14 protein-coding genes and 3 tRNA genes are annotated in these 16991 nt (G+C 44.9%); 11 read left to right on the forward strand and 6 right to left on the reverse strand.

Annotated features, from left to right (window positions below):
• Positions 1-129 precede the first annotated feature (129 nt).
• The 4 genes from gcvH (at position 130) to JOD02_RS08640 (ending at position 4629) form a co-directional block, all read left to right on the forward strand.
• Entirely contained in the window at positions 130-513 is a 384-nt protein-coding gene (gene gcvH, locus JOD02_RS08625) for a glycine cleavage system protein GcvH (RefSeq protein ID WP_204488767.1), read from the forward strand.
• 3 nt (positions 514-516) lie between these two features.
• Positions 517-1857, forward strand: a complete 1341-nt coding sequence (gene gcvPA, locus JOD02_RS08630; RefSeq protein ID WP_204488769.1) for an aminomethyl-transferring glycine dehydrogenase subunit GcvPA — start codon at positions 517-519, stop codon at positions 1855-1857.
• The gene (gene gcvPB, locus JOD02_RS08635) at positions 1854-3305 is read left to right on the forward strand and encodes an aminomethyl-transferring glycine dehydrogenase subunit GcvPB (RefSeq protein ID WP_204488771.1); all 1452 of its coding nucleotides are present in this window, start codon (positions 1854-1856) and stop codon (positions 3303-3305) included. Before gcvPA ends, gcvPB begins: the two co-directional genes overlap by 4 nt.
• 133 nt (positions 3306-3438) lie before the next feature.
• Positions 3439-4629, forward strand: coding sequence for a THUMP domain-containing class I SAM-dependent RNA methyltransferase (locus tag JOD02_RS08640; RefSeq protein ID WP_204488773.1), 1191 nt, complete (start codon positions 3439-3441; stop codon positions 4627-4629).
• A gap of 109 nt (positions 4630-4738) precedes the next feature.
• Here JOD02_RS08640 and JOD02_RS08645 read toward each other — a convergent pair whose 3' ends face one another.
• Together JOD02_RS08645 and JOD02_RS08650 are read right to left on the reverse strand one after the other, a co-directional pair.
• On the reverse strand, positions 4739-6541 hold the full coding sequence (locus tag JOD02_RS08645) for a phosphoenolpyruvate carboxykinase (GTP) (protein ID WP_204488775.1): 1803 nt from the start codon (positions 6539-6541) through the stop codon (positions 4739-4741).
• Positions 6542-7088: 547 nt separating this feature from the next.
• On the reverse strand, positions 7089-7946 hold the full coding sequence (locus JOD02_RS08650; protein WP_204488776.1) for a polysaccharide deacetylase family protein: 858 nt from the start codon (positions 7944-7946) through the stop codon (positions 7089-7091).
• A gap of 304 nt (positions 7947-8250) precedes the next feature.
• On the opposite strand from JOD02_RS08650, the gene JOD02_RS08655 reads away from it, so the two are divergent.
• From JOD02_RS08655 to JOD02_RS08675, 5 genes are all read left to right on the forward strand, one after another.
• Positions 8251-8772: a transcription repressor NadR gene (locus JOD02_RS08655; RefSeq protein WP_204488778.1), complete on the forward strand. Its 522-nt coding sequence runs from the start codon at positions 8251-8253 to the stop codon at positions 8770-8772.
• A gap of 79 nt (positions 8773-8851) precedes the next feature.
• The gene (serS, locus tag JOD02_RS08660; protein ID WP_204488780.1) at positions 8852-10126 is read left to right on the forward strand and encodes a serine--tRNA ligase; all 1275 of its coding nucleotides are present in this window, start codon (positions 8852-8854) and stop codon (positions 10124-10126) included.
• Positions 10127-10296: 170 nt separating this feature from the next.
• Positions 10297-10385: transfer RNA gene (locus tag JOD02_RS08665), tRNA-Ser, on the forward strand.
• Positions 10386-10396: 11 nt separating this feature from the next.
• Positions 10397-10490: transfer RNA gene (locus tag JOD02_RS08670), tRNA-Ser, on the forward strand.
• 129 nt (positions 10491-10619) lie between these two features.
• Positions 10620-10778 carry a hypothetical protein gene (locus JOD02_RS08675; RefSeq protein WP_204488781.1) on the forward strand — a complete coding sequence of 53 codons (159 nt, stop codon included), beginning with the start codon at positions 10620-10622 and terminating at the stop codon, positions 10776-10778.
• Between the two features lie 62 nt (positions 10779-10840).
• On the opposite strand, the gene JOD02_RS08680 is transcribed toward JOD02_RS08675, so the two are convergent.
• The 4 genes from JOD02_RS08680 to JOD02_RS08695 all read right to left on the reverse strand — a co-directional run bounded on the left by JOD02_RS08680 (position 10841) and on the right by JOD02_RS08695 (position 12770).
• Positions 10841-12028, reverse strand: coding sequence for an MFS transporter (locus tag JOD02_RS08680; RefSeq protein ID WP_204488783.1), 1188 nt, complete (start codon positions 12026-12028; stop codon positions 10841-10843).
• 107 nt (positions 12029-12135) lie between these two features.
• Positions 12136-12212: transfer RNA gene (locus JOD02_RS08685), tRNA-Arg, on the reverse strand.
• A gap of 109 nt (positions 12213-12321) precedes the next feature.
• Entirely contained in the window at positions 12322-12570 is a 249-nt protein-coding gene (locus JOD02_RS08690) for a spore coat protein (RefSeq protein WP_204488785.1), read from the reverse strand.
• A gap of 14 nt (positions 12571-12584) precedes the next feature.
• Positions 12585-12770, reverse strand: coding sequence for a hypothetical protein (locus tag JOD02_RS08695; protein WP_092282172.1), 186 nt, complete (start codon positions 12768-12770; stop codon positions 12585-12587).
• A gap of 149 nt (positions 12771-12919) precedes the next feature.
• Between JOD02_RS08695 and JOD02_RS08700 the strand changes: the two genes are divergently transcribed.
• Both JOD02_RS08700 and JOD02_RS08705 read left to right on the forward strand, forming a co-directional pair.
• Positions 12920-14218, forward strand: a complete 1299-nt coding sequence (locus tag JOD02_RS08700; protein WP_243426423.1) for a serpin family protein — start codon at positions 12920-12922, stop codon at positions 14216-14218.
• A 318-nt stretch (positions 14219-14536) separates the two neighbouring features.
• On the forward strand, positions 14537-16738 hold the full coding sequence (locus JOD02_RS08705) for a glycoside hydrolase family 3 C-terminal domain-containing protein (RefSeq protein WP_204488787.1): 2202 nt from the start codon (positions 14537-14539) through the stop codon (positions 16736-16738).
• The last annotated feature ends 253 nt before the right edge of the window (positions 16739-16991 follow it).

Here is a 16991-nt window from a genome sequence, read left to right on the forward strand (position 1 = left end):
TTGCTCAACGTTTATATAAGTGGTAAAGTTATAGATGGGTATCCTTCAAAATGGCTGATTTATGATAGCTAGAAGGTCAATAGAAAAACTAAACGTAGCTATTTCAAAAAATTAGGAGGTTTGATAAAGGTGAAAGTTATAAACGGTTTGAAGTATTCCAAGGACCACGAATGGGTAAAGGTGGAGGGAAATAAGGCCATAATCGGAATTACTGACTATGCTCAGGATTCACTGGGTGATATAGTGTTTATCGACCTGCCGGAAGTGGGTCGCAATGTCAAGGCGGGAGATGCCGTGGCAGTAGTGGAATCTGTAAAAGCTGCGTCTGATGTATATTCCCCGGTTTCGGGTATAGTGGTAGAAGTAAATACTGCCCTTGAGGCTTCTCCCGAGCTCATAAACCAAGATCCATATGAGAATTGGATTTTGGTGCTGGAAATGTCGGACCCAGGCGAGCTGGATGCTTTGATGGATGCCGAGGGTTATGAGCGGTTTTGCGAAGAGGAGGCTTAAAATATGGGAAGGTACATTCCCTGCACTGGTCAAGACCGACAGGAAATGCTTGAAAGGTTGGGGCTACATAGCATTGAACAACTTTATGAGGATATCCCGTGTGAGGTGCGATTGGAACGTCATCTCGATTTGCCTACGCCATTATCCGAAATGGAACTGGTGCGCCACATGAGGGATATTGCAACTAAAAATAAGACAGTTGATGAGTATGTGTGTTTTCTTGGTGCAGGGGCCTATGACCGCTATATCCCCAGCGTGGTAAAGCATGTGCTGGCCCGCCAGGAGTTTTATACTGCCTATACCCCCTATCAGCCCGAGATAAGTCAGGGAACGCTCCAGGCCATTTTTGAGTACCAAACCATGGTGTGCGAGCTGACGGGTATGGATGTGGCAAATGCCTCGATGTATGATGGTGCCTCGGCATTGGCAGAGGCGGTGTGCATGGCTTGCCAGGCCACGGGCAGGGAAAAGGTGCTGGTTGCTAGATCTGTTCATCCGCAAAGCAGAGAAGTCGTTGGCACCTACAGCAGGTTTAGGGGTATAAAGGTGCAAGAGGTAGGCTATGACGATGGCAGGGTGAACATTGAGGAGTTTAAACAGTTGATGACTCATGATATAGCGGCGGTTGTGGTGCAAAATCCCAACTTTTTTGGGGTCATAGAGCTTCTCGATGAAATTGCTGAAGTGACTCATCATTTTGGTGGCTTGCTGGTTGTAAGCGTAAATCCCATTTCATTGGCTGTGCTTAAACCGCCGGGACACTGCGGGGCTGATATTGTGGTGGGGGAGGGACAGCCCCTTGGCAATCCTCTCAATTTTGGTGGCCCTTATCTTGGCTTTATGGCCACAACCCAGAAGTTGATGCGCAGGATGCCGGGTAGGATTGTGGGGCAAACGGTGGATTTACTGGGTAACAGGGCTTTTGTGCTCACCCTTCAGACCAGGGAGCAGCACATCAGGAGGGAAAAGGCAACATCCAATATATGTTCCAATCAAGCTCTGAATGCTCTGGCGGCTACCGTCTATCTGTCTGTGCTGGGAAGAGAGGGCTTAAAGGAAGTAGCTTTGCTCTCTGTGAGAAAGGCGCATTACGCTTTTGAAAAGCTGACCTCGGATGCGGGTTGCAGCCCGGTATTTTCAGCGCCGTTTTTTGACGAATTTCTGGTAAAAATCCCTGTTGGGGTGGAAGAGTTGAATAGGGAGCTACTGGAGCGCGGCATCATTGGCGGTTATGCGGTGGAGAAAGATTATCCGGAGCTTAAAGGTGGTTGGCTATTGGCTGTGACCGAGAAGAGGACCAGGGAAGAAATCGATGCGCTTGTCAGGGAGGTGAGCAGGTTGTGAAAAGAAGGCCCCTACTATTTGAGATAAGCAAGCCAGGGCGAAAAGCCTATTCTTTGCCCGATTGCGATGTACCGCAGTTGGCGCTGGAAGAAATGGTACCTAAGGAGTGCTTGAGGGAAGAAGATGCTATGCTGCCGGAAGTGAGCGAGGTTGACGTTGTCCGGCATTTTACCCGCCTTTCACAGCTCAATTACGGAGTGGATTCGGGCTTTTATCCCTTAGGGTCCTGTACCATGAAATATAATCCCAAGGTTGACGAGGATGTGGCTTCTCTGGTAGGTTTTACTCAGGTGCATCCTCTTCAGCCGGATGAGACAGTTCAGGGATGCCTGGAAATACTGTACAGGATGGATAGGCTTTTGTCGGAGATTACCGGCATGGACAGGTTTTCGCTTCAACCTGCCGCAGGGGCACATGGCGAAATGACAGGCCTCATGGTCATAAAGGCGTATCACCAACATCGCGGTGATGCTAAACGGAATAAGATTATCGTACCTGATTCGGCTCACGGCACCAACCCCGCTTCGGCTGCCATGGTGGGATTCGATGTAGTGGAGGTAAAATCCAACGATAAGGGAGAGGTGGATTTAGAGGAGCTCAAGGCTGTGGTAGACGATACCACGGCAGGGCTTATGCTCACCAATCCCAATACTTTGGGCTTATTTGAAAAAAATATACTTGAAATAGCCGATATTGTCCATAAAGCCGGGGGTTTACTCTACTATGACGGCGCTAACATGAATGCCATCTTGGGGGTAGCCAGGCCGGGTGATATGGGGTTTGACGTGGTGCATCTCAACCTGCACAAGACCTTCAGTACACCCCACGGTGGTGGTGGCCCGGGTGCAGGGCCTGTGGGCGTCAAGAAGGAGCTTGAGCCTTTCCTGCCGGTGCCGGTGGTGGAGTTTAAAGATGGCATGTATTATTTAGATTATGACAGGCCGCTTTCCATAGGCCGAGTGAAGTCGTTTTACGGCAATTTTGGTGTAATAGTTAAGGCTTATGCCTACATCATGTCCATAGGGGCAGAAGGGCTTAGGAAAGTAGCCGAGTCTGCAGTGCTGAATGCCAATTACCTCATGGAACGGTTAAAAGAATACTACCACATACCTTACAACCGGAGATGTATGCATGAGTTTGTCATATCGGCTCAGAGGCAAAAGGAAAAGGGCGTATCGGCTCTGGACATTGCTAAACGGCTCATGGATTTTGGCTTTCATCCGCCTACCATGTACTTCCCGCTTATAGTAAAGGAGGCGTTGATGATCGAACCTACCGAAACTGAGAGCAAGGAAACCCTGGATGCCTTTGCCGATGCTTTAATTGAGGTTGCTAGGGAAGTAGAGGAGCAACCTGAAAAGGTAAAAGACGCTCCTCATAGTACACCTGTTAGACGGCTTGATGAAGCCAGGGCTGCGAGAAATCCTGTACTCAGGTGGAACCCATAGAAGCGATAAAAACAGCTAAACCGAGAGAGGAGAGTTGCTGCACTTACATCGTACAAATTGGTTAAATTAATTATAGATGGTTGAGTGGAACTGTGGGACATATTTGGCGACAAAATGCAGGAGAGAATGGTACATGGATACGTTTGAAGTTATTGCAACGGCTGCGTTTGGGATAGAGGCTGTTGTAGCTCAGGAGGTAAGAGCACTGGGCTATGAAAATGTCAGGGTGAATAACGGTAAGGTTACCTTCACGGCTGATGCATTGGGCATTAGCCGTGCAAACCTGTGGTTGAGGTCGGCTGATAGGGTGTTCATAAAGATGGGAGAGTTTCCTGCCCTGACGTTTGAAGAGCTGTTTGAACAGACCAAAGCTCTGCCCTGGGAAGATGTGTTGCCCGAAAATGCGTGTTTCCCCGTCATAGGCAAGTCGGTGAAATCCAAGCTGTTTAGCGTACCTGACTGCCAGGCTATAGTGAAAAAGGCTATTGTAGAGCGGCTTAAGATGAAGTATCGGAAGAGCTGGTTTGAGGAGGATGGGCCTAGGTTTGTCATAGAGGTGGCGCTTTTAAAAGATGTGGCTACGTTGGCTATAGATACCAGCGGTTCGGGCCTGCACAAACGCGGTTATCGGCAGCTGGCAAGTAAGGCACCTCTGAGGGAAACCTTGGCGGCGGCGCTGGTACAGTTAAGTTTTTGGAATCCCCACAGGCTGCTGGTGGATCCGTTTTGTGGTTCGGGCACTATTTTGATTGAAGCTGCCATGATAGGCCTCAATATGGCGCCAGGGCTTAATAGGACTTTTGATTCCGAGAATTGGCCATGGATTCCTGCTGATGTATGGAAACAGGCCAGGGAAGAAGCCCAGGATGCTATACGCCGCGATGTGCGGTTTAGACTGCTGGGCTATGACATCGATGGTAAAGTTTTAAAAATTGCGCGGCACAACGCAAAATTAGCAGGCGTTGGTGATTATATAGATTTTCATACTCAGCCTTTTGAGAGATTTAGCACTAAGAGAAAATACGGTTGTATCATTACAAATCCTCCTTATGGAGAGAGGCTGGGAGACAGACAAGAGGCAGAGAAATTGTACAGGCAAATGGGTCAGGTCTTCAAACCCCTTGATACCTGGTCGCTGTATATATTGTCGCCGTATGAAGGCTTTGAACGCCTTTTTGGACGCAAGGCTGATCGTAAGAGAAAACTATATAATGGCAGGATAAAGGTATATTATTATCAGTTTTTTGGCCCCAAGCCTCCTGAACCTAATTTTGAGTCTGAAACAAAAGGCGAGCAGTTGATGTTTGATGCTGGCGAGCTGTGACAATAAACATAGTTACGAAAGCTCTTTGTTATCAGAGCATGGCTTAAGTAGAGTTTATTTGCTCAACTTAAGAAGAACGAAAAAGGACGGCCGTTAGGGCCGTCCTTTTTTAAACATTATACTCGCGCAACCGCTTTTCAAGCGCATCCAGCTGATGTGCCAGCTCTTTGGGCAACTTATTGCCGAAGGAGGCGTAATATTCGCGAATGGATGCCACTTCTTGCAGCCACTCGTCACGATCAACCTTCAGAAGCTCCTGCATAGCGCTGTTGCTTATGTCAAGCCCGGTTGTATCGATGGCATCAAGCGTTGGCATGTAGCCGATGGGTGTTTCAACCGCTTTGCCTTCGCCAGATACCCTCTCAAAAATCCACTTGATTACTCGGCTGTTCTCGCCAAATCCGGGCCATAGCCAGTTGCCGTCTTTGTCCTTGCGGAACCAGTTCACCATAAATATCTTTGGTAACTTTTCGGGGTCGGCCATTTTGCCGATATTGAGCCAATGCTGGAAGTAATCGCATATATGGTATCCGCAGAAGGGACGCATTGCAAATGGATCGCGACGCACTTTACCGATTTGGTCTGATATAATGGCTGCGGTGATTTCAGAACCCATCACTGATCCCAGGAATACCCCGTGGTTCCAGTCAAAGCTTTCGTATACCAGTGGTACCGTGGTGGATCTGCGCCCGCCAAACAGTATAGCCGATATGGGTACTCCGTTGGGGTCTTCCCATTCGGGGGCAATTGACGGACACTGGCTGGCAGGTGCCGTGAAACGGGCATTTGGATGTGCGGCTGGCGTGTCAGAACCCGGATACCAATCATTGCCTCTCCAGTCGATGAGATGCCCTGGAGCATCATATCCAATGCCTTCCCACCACACGTCGCCGTCATCGGTCAATGCTGTATTGGTGAATATGGTATTTTTAGCGATGGTCAACATAGCATTGGGGTTGGAGTGCATTGAAGTACCAGGAGCTACGCCAAAAAACCCTGCCTCGGGATTTATAGCATACAGCCTGCCGTCCTTGCCAAACTTCATCCAGGCAATGTCGTCGCCTATAGTTTCCACCTTCCACCCAGGGAGGGTGGGAACCATCATGGCCAGGTTGGTTTTACCACAGGCGCTTGGGAAAGCAGCAGCAATGTATTTGCGTTCACCTTTGGGGTTGGTGATGGCCAGTATAAGCATGTGTTCGGCTAACCAACCTTCATCGCGTGCCATTACCGAAGCTATGCGAAGGGCAAAGCACTTCTTGCCCAGCAAGGCATTTCCGCCATAACCTGAACCATACGACCAGATCGTTCTCTCCTCGGGGAAATGACTGATGTATTTCTTTTCCATGGGAGCGCAAGGCCATGTGGTATCTTTTTGGCCTTCGGCAAGCGGTGCACCTACCGAGTGCAGACATGGCACGAACTCGCCATCTTCTCCCAATGCTTCAAGCACCTTTTTGCCTATGCGGGTCATTATACGCATGTTAACTACGACGTAAGGGCTGTCGGTCAGCTCTACGCCTATCTTGGAAATAGGAGACCCAATGGGCCCCATGGAGAAAGGAATGACATACATGGTCCTTCCTCTCATGCAGCCGTCATAAAGTTCGGTCATGGTCTTCTTAAGCTCTTCAGGGTCAATCCAATTGTTGGTAGGGCCAGCATCTTCCTTGCTTCTGGAAGCGATAAAGGTTCTGTCCTCAACGCGGGCCACATCCGATGGATGGCTTCTGAAAAGATAGCATCCAGGTTTCTTTTGGGGATTTAGAGGAGTTGCCATCCCGGAAGCTACCATTTCGTTGAGGAGGCGCTGATATTCCTCTTCTGATCCATCACACCAGTAAATTCGGTCAGGCTTGCATAGCTTGGCCATTTGATCTACCCATTCCTGCAATTTCTTGTGTTTTGTCATTTTCTTATAACCCCTTTCTATTTATTTATTACTTAGCTCGGTTGGTAAAACGCCAACCACCTATGAAAGTGGTGGCATTGTGAGAAATTTGGCAATCTAAACTATCCTTATTTTGGCAGGATGATTTACATATCCTATTATGGGTTATCTGCTGAAAAGCAGACCTTTCAGTTTTTTGCTGGCTGTTTAATAAATTTAAGAGGGAATGTTGCCCTCTTTGTTTTCCTCTAGTTTTCAATAGGCCCTACAGTGACTAAAACTATCCAAAATTTTTTCCCAGTATAATAGTAATACAAAATCAAAAAAATTGCAAGCTTTTCAATGGAATTTGCAAGAATTTTATATAAAAGTTTCAGAGCTAAACCCCTCTTTTGCTGGATATGCTGGTACGTGTTTTATGCAATAAAATATGCAAATGGGGAGTTTTGACGGTCAAATATTTTGCACACCTGCTGAGCTTTTGTTGTAATTTGAAAGGTGTTTACAATTAACTTTCAAGAGATTGTGCAATGTTTCAAAGAAAAGGCGAAACATTATTTAATATATGTTAATAATATAACAATTGGCCGAGCGTCGCAAATTCATATCCCTCTTTTTTTAGCGCTGAGATTATTAAAGGGAGGGCTTCCACGGTTGCATGCCTGTTGTTGGGGCCACCCGCGCAGTGCATCAGTATAATGGCTCCGGGATGGGCGTTTTTGACCACGCATTGCACGATTTCCTGGGGGTCACTGGTATACCAGTCCATTGAGTCTATTGACCAGATAACGGCTTTATAGCCCAACGCTTTGAGCATCTCCATTTGCTGGGGTGTAACCAATCCATATGGTGGCCTGAATACTCTGGTGTTTATTCCCGTTTCCTGAAGTTTGGTGCAGGTTTTCTCTATCTCATTTATGAGTTCTTCGGTGGATATGAAAGTAGGCCTTATATGGCTCCAGCTGTGATTGGCAATTTCATGTCCGCTTTTGATGATACGATAAATCACTTCTCGATGTTTGTCCACATTTTGGCCGATTACAAAAAATGTAGCTTTGATATTGTGGTATTGCAGTATATCCAGGACTTTTGTGGTAGTCTGAGAGTCGGGGCCGTCGTCAAAGGTCAGCGCTATCTTTTTTTCCCGGATGGGAAGGCTGCTTATAAAAGTTTCGGGGTACAGTTGGCACAACTTTGCTGCTTCGTCTCTAAAATTTTTAAGGCGTGTACGGGTGTTTTCATCCATATTGATAGGGGGTAAAGTTATGGGAGCAGAGATAGGGTATGTCCAATTGGATTTTTCGCTGGGTTTTATGTCTTTCAGCTCCACAGGATTTGGGCCGGCTATGATGGCTCCCATATTTTGCACCAACATGAAGTAAATAAAAATATAGATTAGCGTGGATATTTTACGTGTAAGCCTCAATTGCGATCGCCCCCATGGTCTGTATCAAGATATTATTGTGTTTTAAACTTTACTGCTTTATTCTTTAGATAGAGGGATGTTAAACGAAATTAGTGCTTTATAAATGGGTGGAAATGGTCTTAAAGATGGCAAAGATAGCGAGAGATATACGGTATAAATTTCCATTGGTTTCAAAAAAATGCTATAGAGCAAGTTGTGTAAAAACAAAAGGACGAAAGAGGAATTTTTCACAAAAACCGGGTTAAAGATGGTATAATTATTTACGTGAGGGAAAGGCTTGCTTACAGATAGGGGGTAAAAGGTTATGACAGCAGATGAAAGGCGGCAGGAAATTTTAAGAATAATAAAGGAGAGCAATCATCCTGTGACGGGTGCTTATCTGGCTGGACGGTTAGGGGTGAGCAGGCAGGTCATTGTCCAGGATATAGCTATTTTAAGAGCGACGGGCGAAGAGGTCATAGCTACACCTCAAGGATATATGATTCCTAAAGGCTTTTATCCTCGGCGTTATCGGCGTGTTATAGCTTGTAAACACTCTGATGAGGGTATTGAGGATGAGTTGATGACCATAGTAGACCTGGGAGGAGCTGTCCTTGATGTTAGCGTGGAGCACGCTGTATATGGCGAGTTTAAGGCAAGGCTGATGATAAAGTCACCCAGCGATGTGCGTGCTTTTATGGAAGCCATGAGGAAGGAGAAGGCAGAGCCTTTGTGTTCGCTGACAGAAGGGGTGCATCTGCATACCATTGAGGCTGATGACCCTGCTGTGCTGGATAGGATTGAAGCGGCTCTAAAGGAGAAGGGATACCTTCTGAGTCGAGAATGACCTTTAAAGCAGATTTTAAACGTTTTACAAGGTTGCATGGTGTTAAAAATGTAGTATAATTCTTGTAGGAGGTGTTAGTGTGCTGGACCCCAAATTTATAAGGAGCAATCCTGACTTGGTACGGCAAAAGCTGGCTACTAAAAAGGAAGACGTGGACCTGGACAGGTTCCTGGAGCTGGACGAAAAACGGAGGGTTTACATAGCCGAGGTTGAGAGGCTGAAGAACAGGAGAAATGTGGTAAGCGAAGAGATTGCCAGGTTAAAGAGGGAAAAAAAGGACGTTACCGAAATCATAAATGAAATGAGGCAGGTTTCGGATACCATAAAGGAATACGACGCTAAAATCAGGGAAATAGAGGAACAGCTTGAAGAAGTGTTGCTTACTATCCCAAACCTTCCCCATGATTCGGTACCCGTGGGCGACTCTGAGGAACAAAATGTAGAGGTGAGGCGTTGGGGAGAGCCGAGGAAATTTGATTTTCAACCCAAAGCTCACTGGGACATCGGAGAGGAGCTTGGCATACTTGACTTTAAAACTGCGGCAAAGGTAACGGGGTCCCGCTTTGCTTTTTACCGAGGCATGGGTGCTCGCCTTGAGAGGGCTTTAATAAATTTTATGTTGGATATCCATACGATGCAGCACGGATACGTGGAAGTATTTCCGCCTTTTATGGTTCACAGGAAAAGCATGATAGGGACCGGCCAACTACCAAAGTTTGAAGAGGATGCTTTTAAAGTGGTGGATACCGATTATTTCCTTATTCCCACAGCAGAAGTACCGGTTACCAACATGCACCGAGATGAGATTTTGGATGGCAACATGCTGCCCCTTAAATATGTAGCTTACAGCGCATGCTTTAGAGCTGAAGCCGGGGCGGCGGGTAGGGACACCCGGGGCTTGATACGCCAACATCAGTTTAATAAAGTAGAGCTGGTCAAGTTTGTAAGGCCTGAGAATTCGTATGAGGAACTTGAAAAGCTGGTGGCAGATGCAGAGAGGATACTACAGCTTTTGGGGTTGCCTTACCGTGTAGTGCTCATGTGTACTGCCGATTTAGGCTTTACAGCGGCCAAGAAGTACGACCTTGAGGTATGGATGCCCAGCTATGGTAGATATGTGGAGGTCTCATCTTGCAGCAATTTTGAAGACTACCAGGCTAGAAGGGCAAATATAAAATACCGAATGAACCCACAGGATAAAGCTGAGTATGTGCATACCTTAAACGGTTCGGGTTTGGCCATAGGGCGTACCTTAGCAGCCATTTTGGAGAATTATCAGCAGGAAGATGGATCGGTCATAGTGCCAGAAAAGCTAATTCCCTATATGGGAGGAGTTGAAAGGATTAGCAAATAATTTCTTTAAACGATTTTTTAGAAATGACGATATGGGCTCTAAGGCTGGAAAAGGAAGGTGTCGCGACGGCGCCAAGGTGATAATTGTAGAAGAAGCTGATTAAAAGCAAAAGCGGGACAAGCGGGAAAACGTGGTTGACACAGAACAGCTATTTTGTTATACTATCTAGCGGAGAGATGTCCGAGCGGTTTAAGGAGCTGGTCTTGAAAACCAGTGACGCCGAAAGGCGCCGTGGGTTCGAATCCCACTCTCTCCGCCATATCTCGATGAGGAGAAGTACCCAAGTAGGCCGAAGGGGCGCCCCTGCTAAGGGCGTAGGTCGGGTAAAACCGGCGCGAGGGTTCAAATCCCTCCTTCTCCGCCATAGAAAAAGGGTGTAGCGGTAAAGCTGCACCCTTTTGTTTTTGAACGTATTAACTTTTTGCCAGGCGAATATTTTGAGCTTAATTTGAGAAAATATATAAAAAATTGGTAAGCAAGGAGGTAAAATCATATGCCTGGCAAGGTAAAGTGTGTGGTGTGTGGTTATCCAACTGATGAAGATTTGGTGGCACAGTGCCCTGGTTGCAATAACTATGTATGCGATGAGTGTGCGGATATTTATGACGGTTATTGCCAAAATTGTTTTAACAAGGCAAAAGAAGAATATTAAGTTGTTAGGAGGGACCTCCTTGCTGTAACGGGAGGTCCTTTTGCTCTTTATTTTTGAAGTTTTTAAAACTTTCCTTGGTTGTTATGGGTGTTTTCAAACGATGAGCGCCTTTTCATCGCACAGAATACGCATGCAAAGATTAACACAGTTATAAAGGCTAGAATGGAATTATAGAGGAACATGTCTTTTATTCCATAGGTATCGCTTAAAAATCCCCCAACTAAACTCCCGGTAATTCTTGCAATCCCCATTCCTATTAGGTTGTTTATGGTTTGCCCTGATGTCTTGAGCTCTTTAGGTACCTCTTGGTTAATATATATTGCCATTGAGTAATATAGGACGATGAAAATTAGACCGTGCAATAGTTGCAGAGGTAAGAACATGTAAGCGTTTGTAATAATGAAAATTAAAAACCATCTAACCGATGCTATAAAGGTGGAAAACAGCAGTGCTTTTATGGTTCCTACTTTTTGAAGTATTTTATCGGCATACAGCAAAAACGGTATTTCGCTTATAGCGGATATAAAATATGCCCATCCAAGTAGGGAACTGCTTCCACCTAGTTGTTTAAAGTAGATAGGGAAATAGGTGTAATAAAAGCCAAGTGTTGCCTGTACAAGAAAATTTAGGACCATTAACGTCACCAAGTTTTTGTCAGAAAACAGCTTTATGATAGAGACATGTTGTTTGCCAAATTGATGTCCTTGGATAATGGGAAGTTTTAAAGCAGTTAAAAAAGCTAAGCCCATAATCAGGACATTCAGAATAAATATGCTTTTTATATATCTCTGGGCAAAGAAGCCGGCTATAATCGACATTATGGCAAATCCTATTGTTCCCGCCATCCTGATTGGACCAAATTTTTGACGGGTAGCGCTCAAATATTCAAGAGTAATGGTATCGCTGATAGGGGCTATTGAGGTCTGAAAAAACGTAAAAATTGCGATTACAAACAGTAGATAATAAAAATTGGAGGATAAAGGATACAGGATCATACTTAGGATGCTTGCCATGAACAAAAGTTTTAAAACTTGATTTTTGGATTTTGATCTGTCGCTGACAATTCCCCAAAAAGGTTGTGCTATTATAGCGATAAAAGGTCCTAATGACATGAGTACTCCTATTGAAGACTTGCTGTATCCAATATAATCTAGATAAACGGGTAAAAAAGTGCCATATATTGCGTTGCTCATAAATAAAATTGCGTAAAAGATTATGAAAAAACAGTAGATTTTTTTTGATTCTTCCATACAATTTCCCTGCCTCTCTTAATGTATTCTATGGCACGTAAATTTGTTTGATATGAATTAAAAAGCCCCAAAAGTTAAACCCTGCAACCGTTGATGTTGCAGGGTTTTGGCGTGCCCGGAGGGACTCGAACCCCCGACCTTCTGATTCGTAGTCAGACACTCTATCCACCTGAGCTACGGGCACATCTTAGTGTAAATTCATTTTAAACCTTTTGTCTTGAGATGTCAACCCATAAATTTTTAATAAATTTAAGGAGGACTTTCAAGTCCTCCTCGATTAATCATACGCTTGTTCAGCTCATCATAAATTGAGAGCGTATCTCTTGCATGTCAGCAGGGTTGGCCTGTTTTGCCGGCTGATAATATCCCTTTTGTTTAGCTAAGTTGAAAAGGTCGTACTGGAAGGCTTCGCAATTGTTTCTAAGTTGTTGAACCATTTGTCTGAACTGAGGATTTTCGGCTTCCGCAATTACGTTGGCATAGGTGGTTATGCTGCTTTTCAGCATGGAAAGCACGTCATTGACCATATCTTTTTCTCTCATTGATTAAACCTCCTTCAGCTTAATAATGACATTAACTGTTGCTTGGCTTTTTGGGCATCCTGAGCCGATTTTTGGAACATCTGTCTGATTTGCGGGTCATCGGCCTGCTGAGCGTACATCTGCAATTTCTGGTATGCCGTTTCATGGGCACCTATTAGATGCCTCAAGTTTTGAAGTTCAAGTTGATTAAGCTGTGCCACACACAACACTCCTTTCATGAATTTGCTAGTCATAGTATTTTCAATTCAACTTCCTATTATTCGCTCTTTAAGAAAGGGAAAAGGATGCAACTTTTTAAGCTATATTTCGTCTATTACAGTGAACATAAAACTGGTAAGGAGGGAGATTGATGAAAGGTTTTGCCAAATTTTTTATGGGCATATTATTGATTACTGTGATGCTCATAATGACTTCCTGCAGCTCAATTGGAAGGTACTTTGGCGATTCGGGGTTATTTGAAGGCGCTTCTATTGGAATTTCTAAGCTGCCGCCTCCTGCCAAAGAGGTGGATAACCGGGTGGTACAGGCAAATACCAGATTTGCGTTTAAACTGTTCAACCAGCTCATTGAGCAACAACCTGGTGAAAACGTGTTTATTTCTCCTGCAAGCATTGGTATGGCACTGGCAATGACTTATAACGGAGCGGATGGGGAGACAAAGGATGCCATGGCTAAGGTTTTAGAAGTACAGGGAATTGACATTGAGGATTTTAATAAGGCTTATGCGGCTCTAAAAACTATTCTTCAAAATCCGGACCCTGGTGTTCAAGTGGTTATAGCCAATTCGCTGTGGGCACGCAAGGGGATGTCTTTTTATGACGATTTTTTAAACATCAATAAAAAGTTTTACGGTGCCGAGGTACAGGAACTGGACTTTAATTCACCCAATGCTTCAAAGATTATCAATGGTTGGGTGAAAAAACAAAGTAAGGGTAAGATTGATAAGATTATCGGGGATACCATATCTCCCGATACCATAATGTTTCTTATAAATGTGTTGTATTTCAAAGGCGGCTGGACGAATAAGTTTGACCCCGCTCTTACGCGAGAGGAGCCGTTTTCCCTGGACAATGGTACTCAAAAAGTTCATCCTATAATGTTCCAGACAGGAAAGAAATATCCATATTACAAAGGGGAGAACTTCCAGGCTGTAAGCCTGCCATACGGCAATGGACGTGTTAGCATGGTGGTGTTCCTGCCCGATGAGGGTGTTGACCTAAGTGAGTTTTGCAGAGGCATAACTCTTGAAAAGTGGGAAGAGTGGATGAACTCGTTCTCGAATACTCAGGGTGAAGTTGGGCTACCCAAATTTAAACTGGAGTATGAGGTAGAACTCAACGAAGCATTGAAAGCTTTGGGTATGGAGGTGGCATTTGACCCTGAAAGGGCCAATTTTGCCAAGATGCATCCAATTGCTCCAGGAGCTAATGTATATATAAGCGGCGTGAAGCACAAGACTTTTGTAGAGACTAATGAGCAAGGTACCGAAGCATCAGGAGCAACTTCAGTAGAGGTGGGGATAACGTCTGTGCCCGTTGATAACTTTAGCATGATAGTGAATCGTCCGTTCTTCTTTGTAATACGCGACAACGAGACGGGAAGCTTGCTGTTCATGGGCGCAATCGTGGATCCGTTGTATGAGAAATAAAAGCTGCATCTAAGACTTTTGTCTGTAAGATTAGCAGTGAGCTTATTGGTTGTTATGGAAAACGATGTGGTATTTAGAAATTTTATGAGCGCTCTGCTTTAGACAACCGGTTTAAAGTGGTTGTACAAAGCGGGCGCTTTTTATTGTTTTACCAAATAATAAAATGCACAATTTCTAAAAAGAAACAAAATTAAGCAGAATAAATCTTAAAAATGTGGTAGAATATTTTTGAGCTTTAAAATAAGCTTTTTCTCATTAATCTGTGATCTGAAAACATTGTAACCAAATTTGTATTCTTGTAATGAGGAGGGTTTGAAAATGAGTGAGAATATAAAACAAAACGAAGATAGCGGTATTCCAATCTACCTTGACCCGGACCAGCCTTTAGAAAAAAGGGTGGACGACCTGATTTCGCGTCTCACGCTTGAGGAAAAGGTTTCGCAGATGATATATGCTTCATCTGCAATACCGCGTTTGGGCATCCCGGAATACAACTGGTGGAATGAATGCCTCCATGGCGTGGCCAGAGCAGGGATTGCCACTGTGTTTCCACAGGCTATAGGAATGGCAGCTTCGTTTAACGATAAGCTCCTGTACAGGGTTGCGTGTGCCATATCTGATGAGGCTCGAGCCAAGCACCATGAGTTTGTGCGCCAGGGTGATAGGGGAATTTACAAGGGTTTGACGTTTTGGTCGCCTAATATAAACATATTTCGCGATCCAAGGTGGGGAAGGGGTCAGGAAACTTATGGTGAAGACCCTTATCTGACTGGCCGGATGGGGGTGGCATTTGTAAAAGGATTACAGGGAGACCATCCTAAATATTTAAAGGCGATAGCTACACCCAAGCATTATGCGGTACATAGCGGTCCTGAGCCTCTGCGCCATTCGTTTGATGCCAGAGTCAGTCATAAAGATTTGAGGGAGACATATTTGCCGGCGTTTAAGGAATGCGTAAAGGAAGGCAAAGCAGAATCGATAATGGGGGCATATAACCGTACCAATGGAGAGCCATGTTGTGCCAGTCAGACGTTGTTGCAGAAGATTTTAAGGGAAGAGTGGGGGTTCGACGGCTATGTTGTGTCAGATTGCGGAGCTATTCATGATATTCACGCTCATCATAAGGTAACCAATACTCCAGAGGAATCGGCAGCGCTGGCTGTTAATGCTGGTTGTGATCTCTGTTGTGGCAAGGAATTTGAAAGCCTGGTTAATGCAGTTAAACAAGGACTTATATCCGAAGAGATAATCGATAAGGCTGTCAAGCGACTCTTTAAAGCTAGATTTAAGTTGGGAATGTTTGATCCACCAGAGAGGGTTCCATATGCTAAAATACCTTACGAAGTAAATGATTGTGAGGAACACCGCAGATTAGCGCTCGAGATGGCAAGGGAGTCGATGGTATTGCTTAAGAATGAAGGTGGACTACTGCCGCTTAGGAAAGATTTAAAAGCGATAGCGGTAATTGGTCCCAATGCTGACAACAAGAAGGTATTGTTAGGCAACTACAATGGTATGCCTTCTAAATATGTTACAGCGCTGGAAGGTATAAGAGCCAAAGTTTCGCCGCAGACCAAAGTGTATTACGCTGAAGGATGTGACCTCACTGCTGCAGAGTCGGATTACTGGGGAGAAGAAGCTACACGGGGGTTTGCGGAGGCATTGGCTGCTGCCCAAAGGGCGGATGTGGTCATCATGTGTTTGGGGCTGTCACCTGAATTAGAAGGTGAAGAGGGAGATGCGGCAAGGTCCACTGCGGGAGGGGATAAAACCAGCTTGGACCTTCCTGGTATACAGGAAGAACTGTTGAAGGCTGTATGTGCTACCGGTAAGCCAGTTGTGCTAGTGCTTTTCAGCGGCAGCCCAGTGTCTATAAACTGGGCGCAGGATAATGTGCCGGCTATATTGCAGGCGTGGTATCCGGGAGAAGAGGGCGGAACGGCAATTGCGGATGTGCTCTTTGGCGATTATAATCCTGGAGGAAGGCTGCCTGTTACCTTTGTCAAATCTGTGGAACAATTGCCGCCATTTACTGATTACAGCATGAAGGGCAGAACCTATAGATATATGGAAGATGAGCCACTATATCCTTTTGGGTATGGCTTGAGCTACACAACTTTTGAATACAGCAACTTGAAGTTGAGTGCAGAAGTCGTAGAGGCTGGTCAGTCCATCACCATTTCGGTGGATGTAAAGAATACCGGCAACATGGCTGGAGATGAAGTGGTGCAGCTGTATTTAAAAGACTTGGAGGCATCGGTGGATGTGCCCATTCATGAGCTTAAAGGTTTTTCGCGGATTAAGCTTCAGCCGGGTGAAAGCACAACAGTTACATTTACATTGACTCCCAGGCAGATGGCGCTTATAGACGACGACGGCAGATGTATTCTAGAGCCGGGCAGGTTTAGGGTGATGGTGGGAGGTAGACAACCCGACAAAAGAAGCGAGGCACTCGCAAAGACCCCGATTCTTGTAGGCGAATTTGAGGTTAGGGGAGAAGCAATGGAGCTGGAGTATTAAACCGTTCAAATGATTGGATTTTAAATGTTTTAAACTGGTTTATGCTTATGCTCTATGGAGTGAACCTTGTGGTATCGTTTTACGGTGGGAGCTCGTGTAAAATGTACACAAGCTCCTGTTTTTGTTTTGTGTTTTAGAAAAAAGGGATTTTTGGATCCCCCATAAAAAAATATAAATTTTGTGTTAAAAAGTATGGTACAAAAGTTAAAGATATTGTACAATAATATGTAATATTCATCAGGTTAATTTTTAT

Origin of the sequence: Caldicoprobacter guelmensis (assembly GCF_016908415.1) — a bacterium.
GTDB lineage: Bacteria > Bacillota > Clostridia > Caldicoprobacterales > Caldicoprobacteraceae > Caldicoprobacter > Caldicoprobacter guelmensis.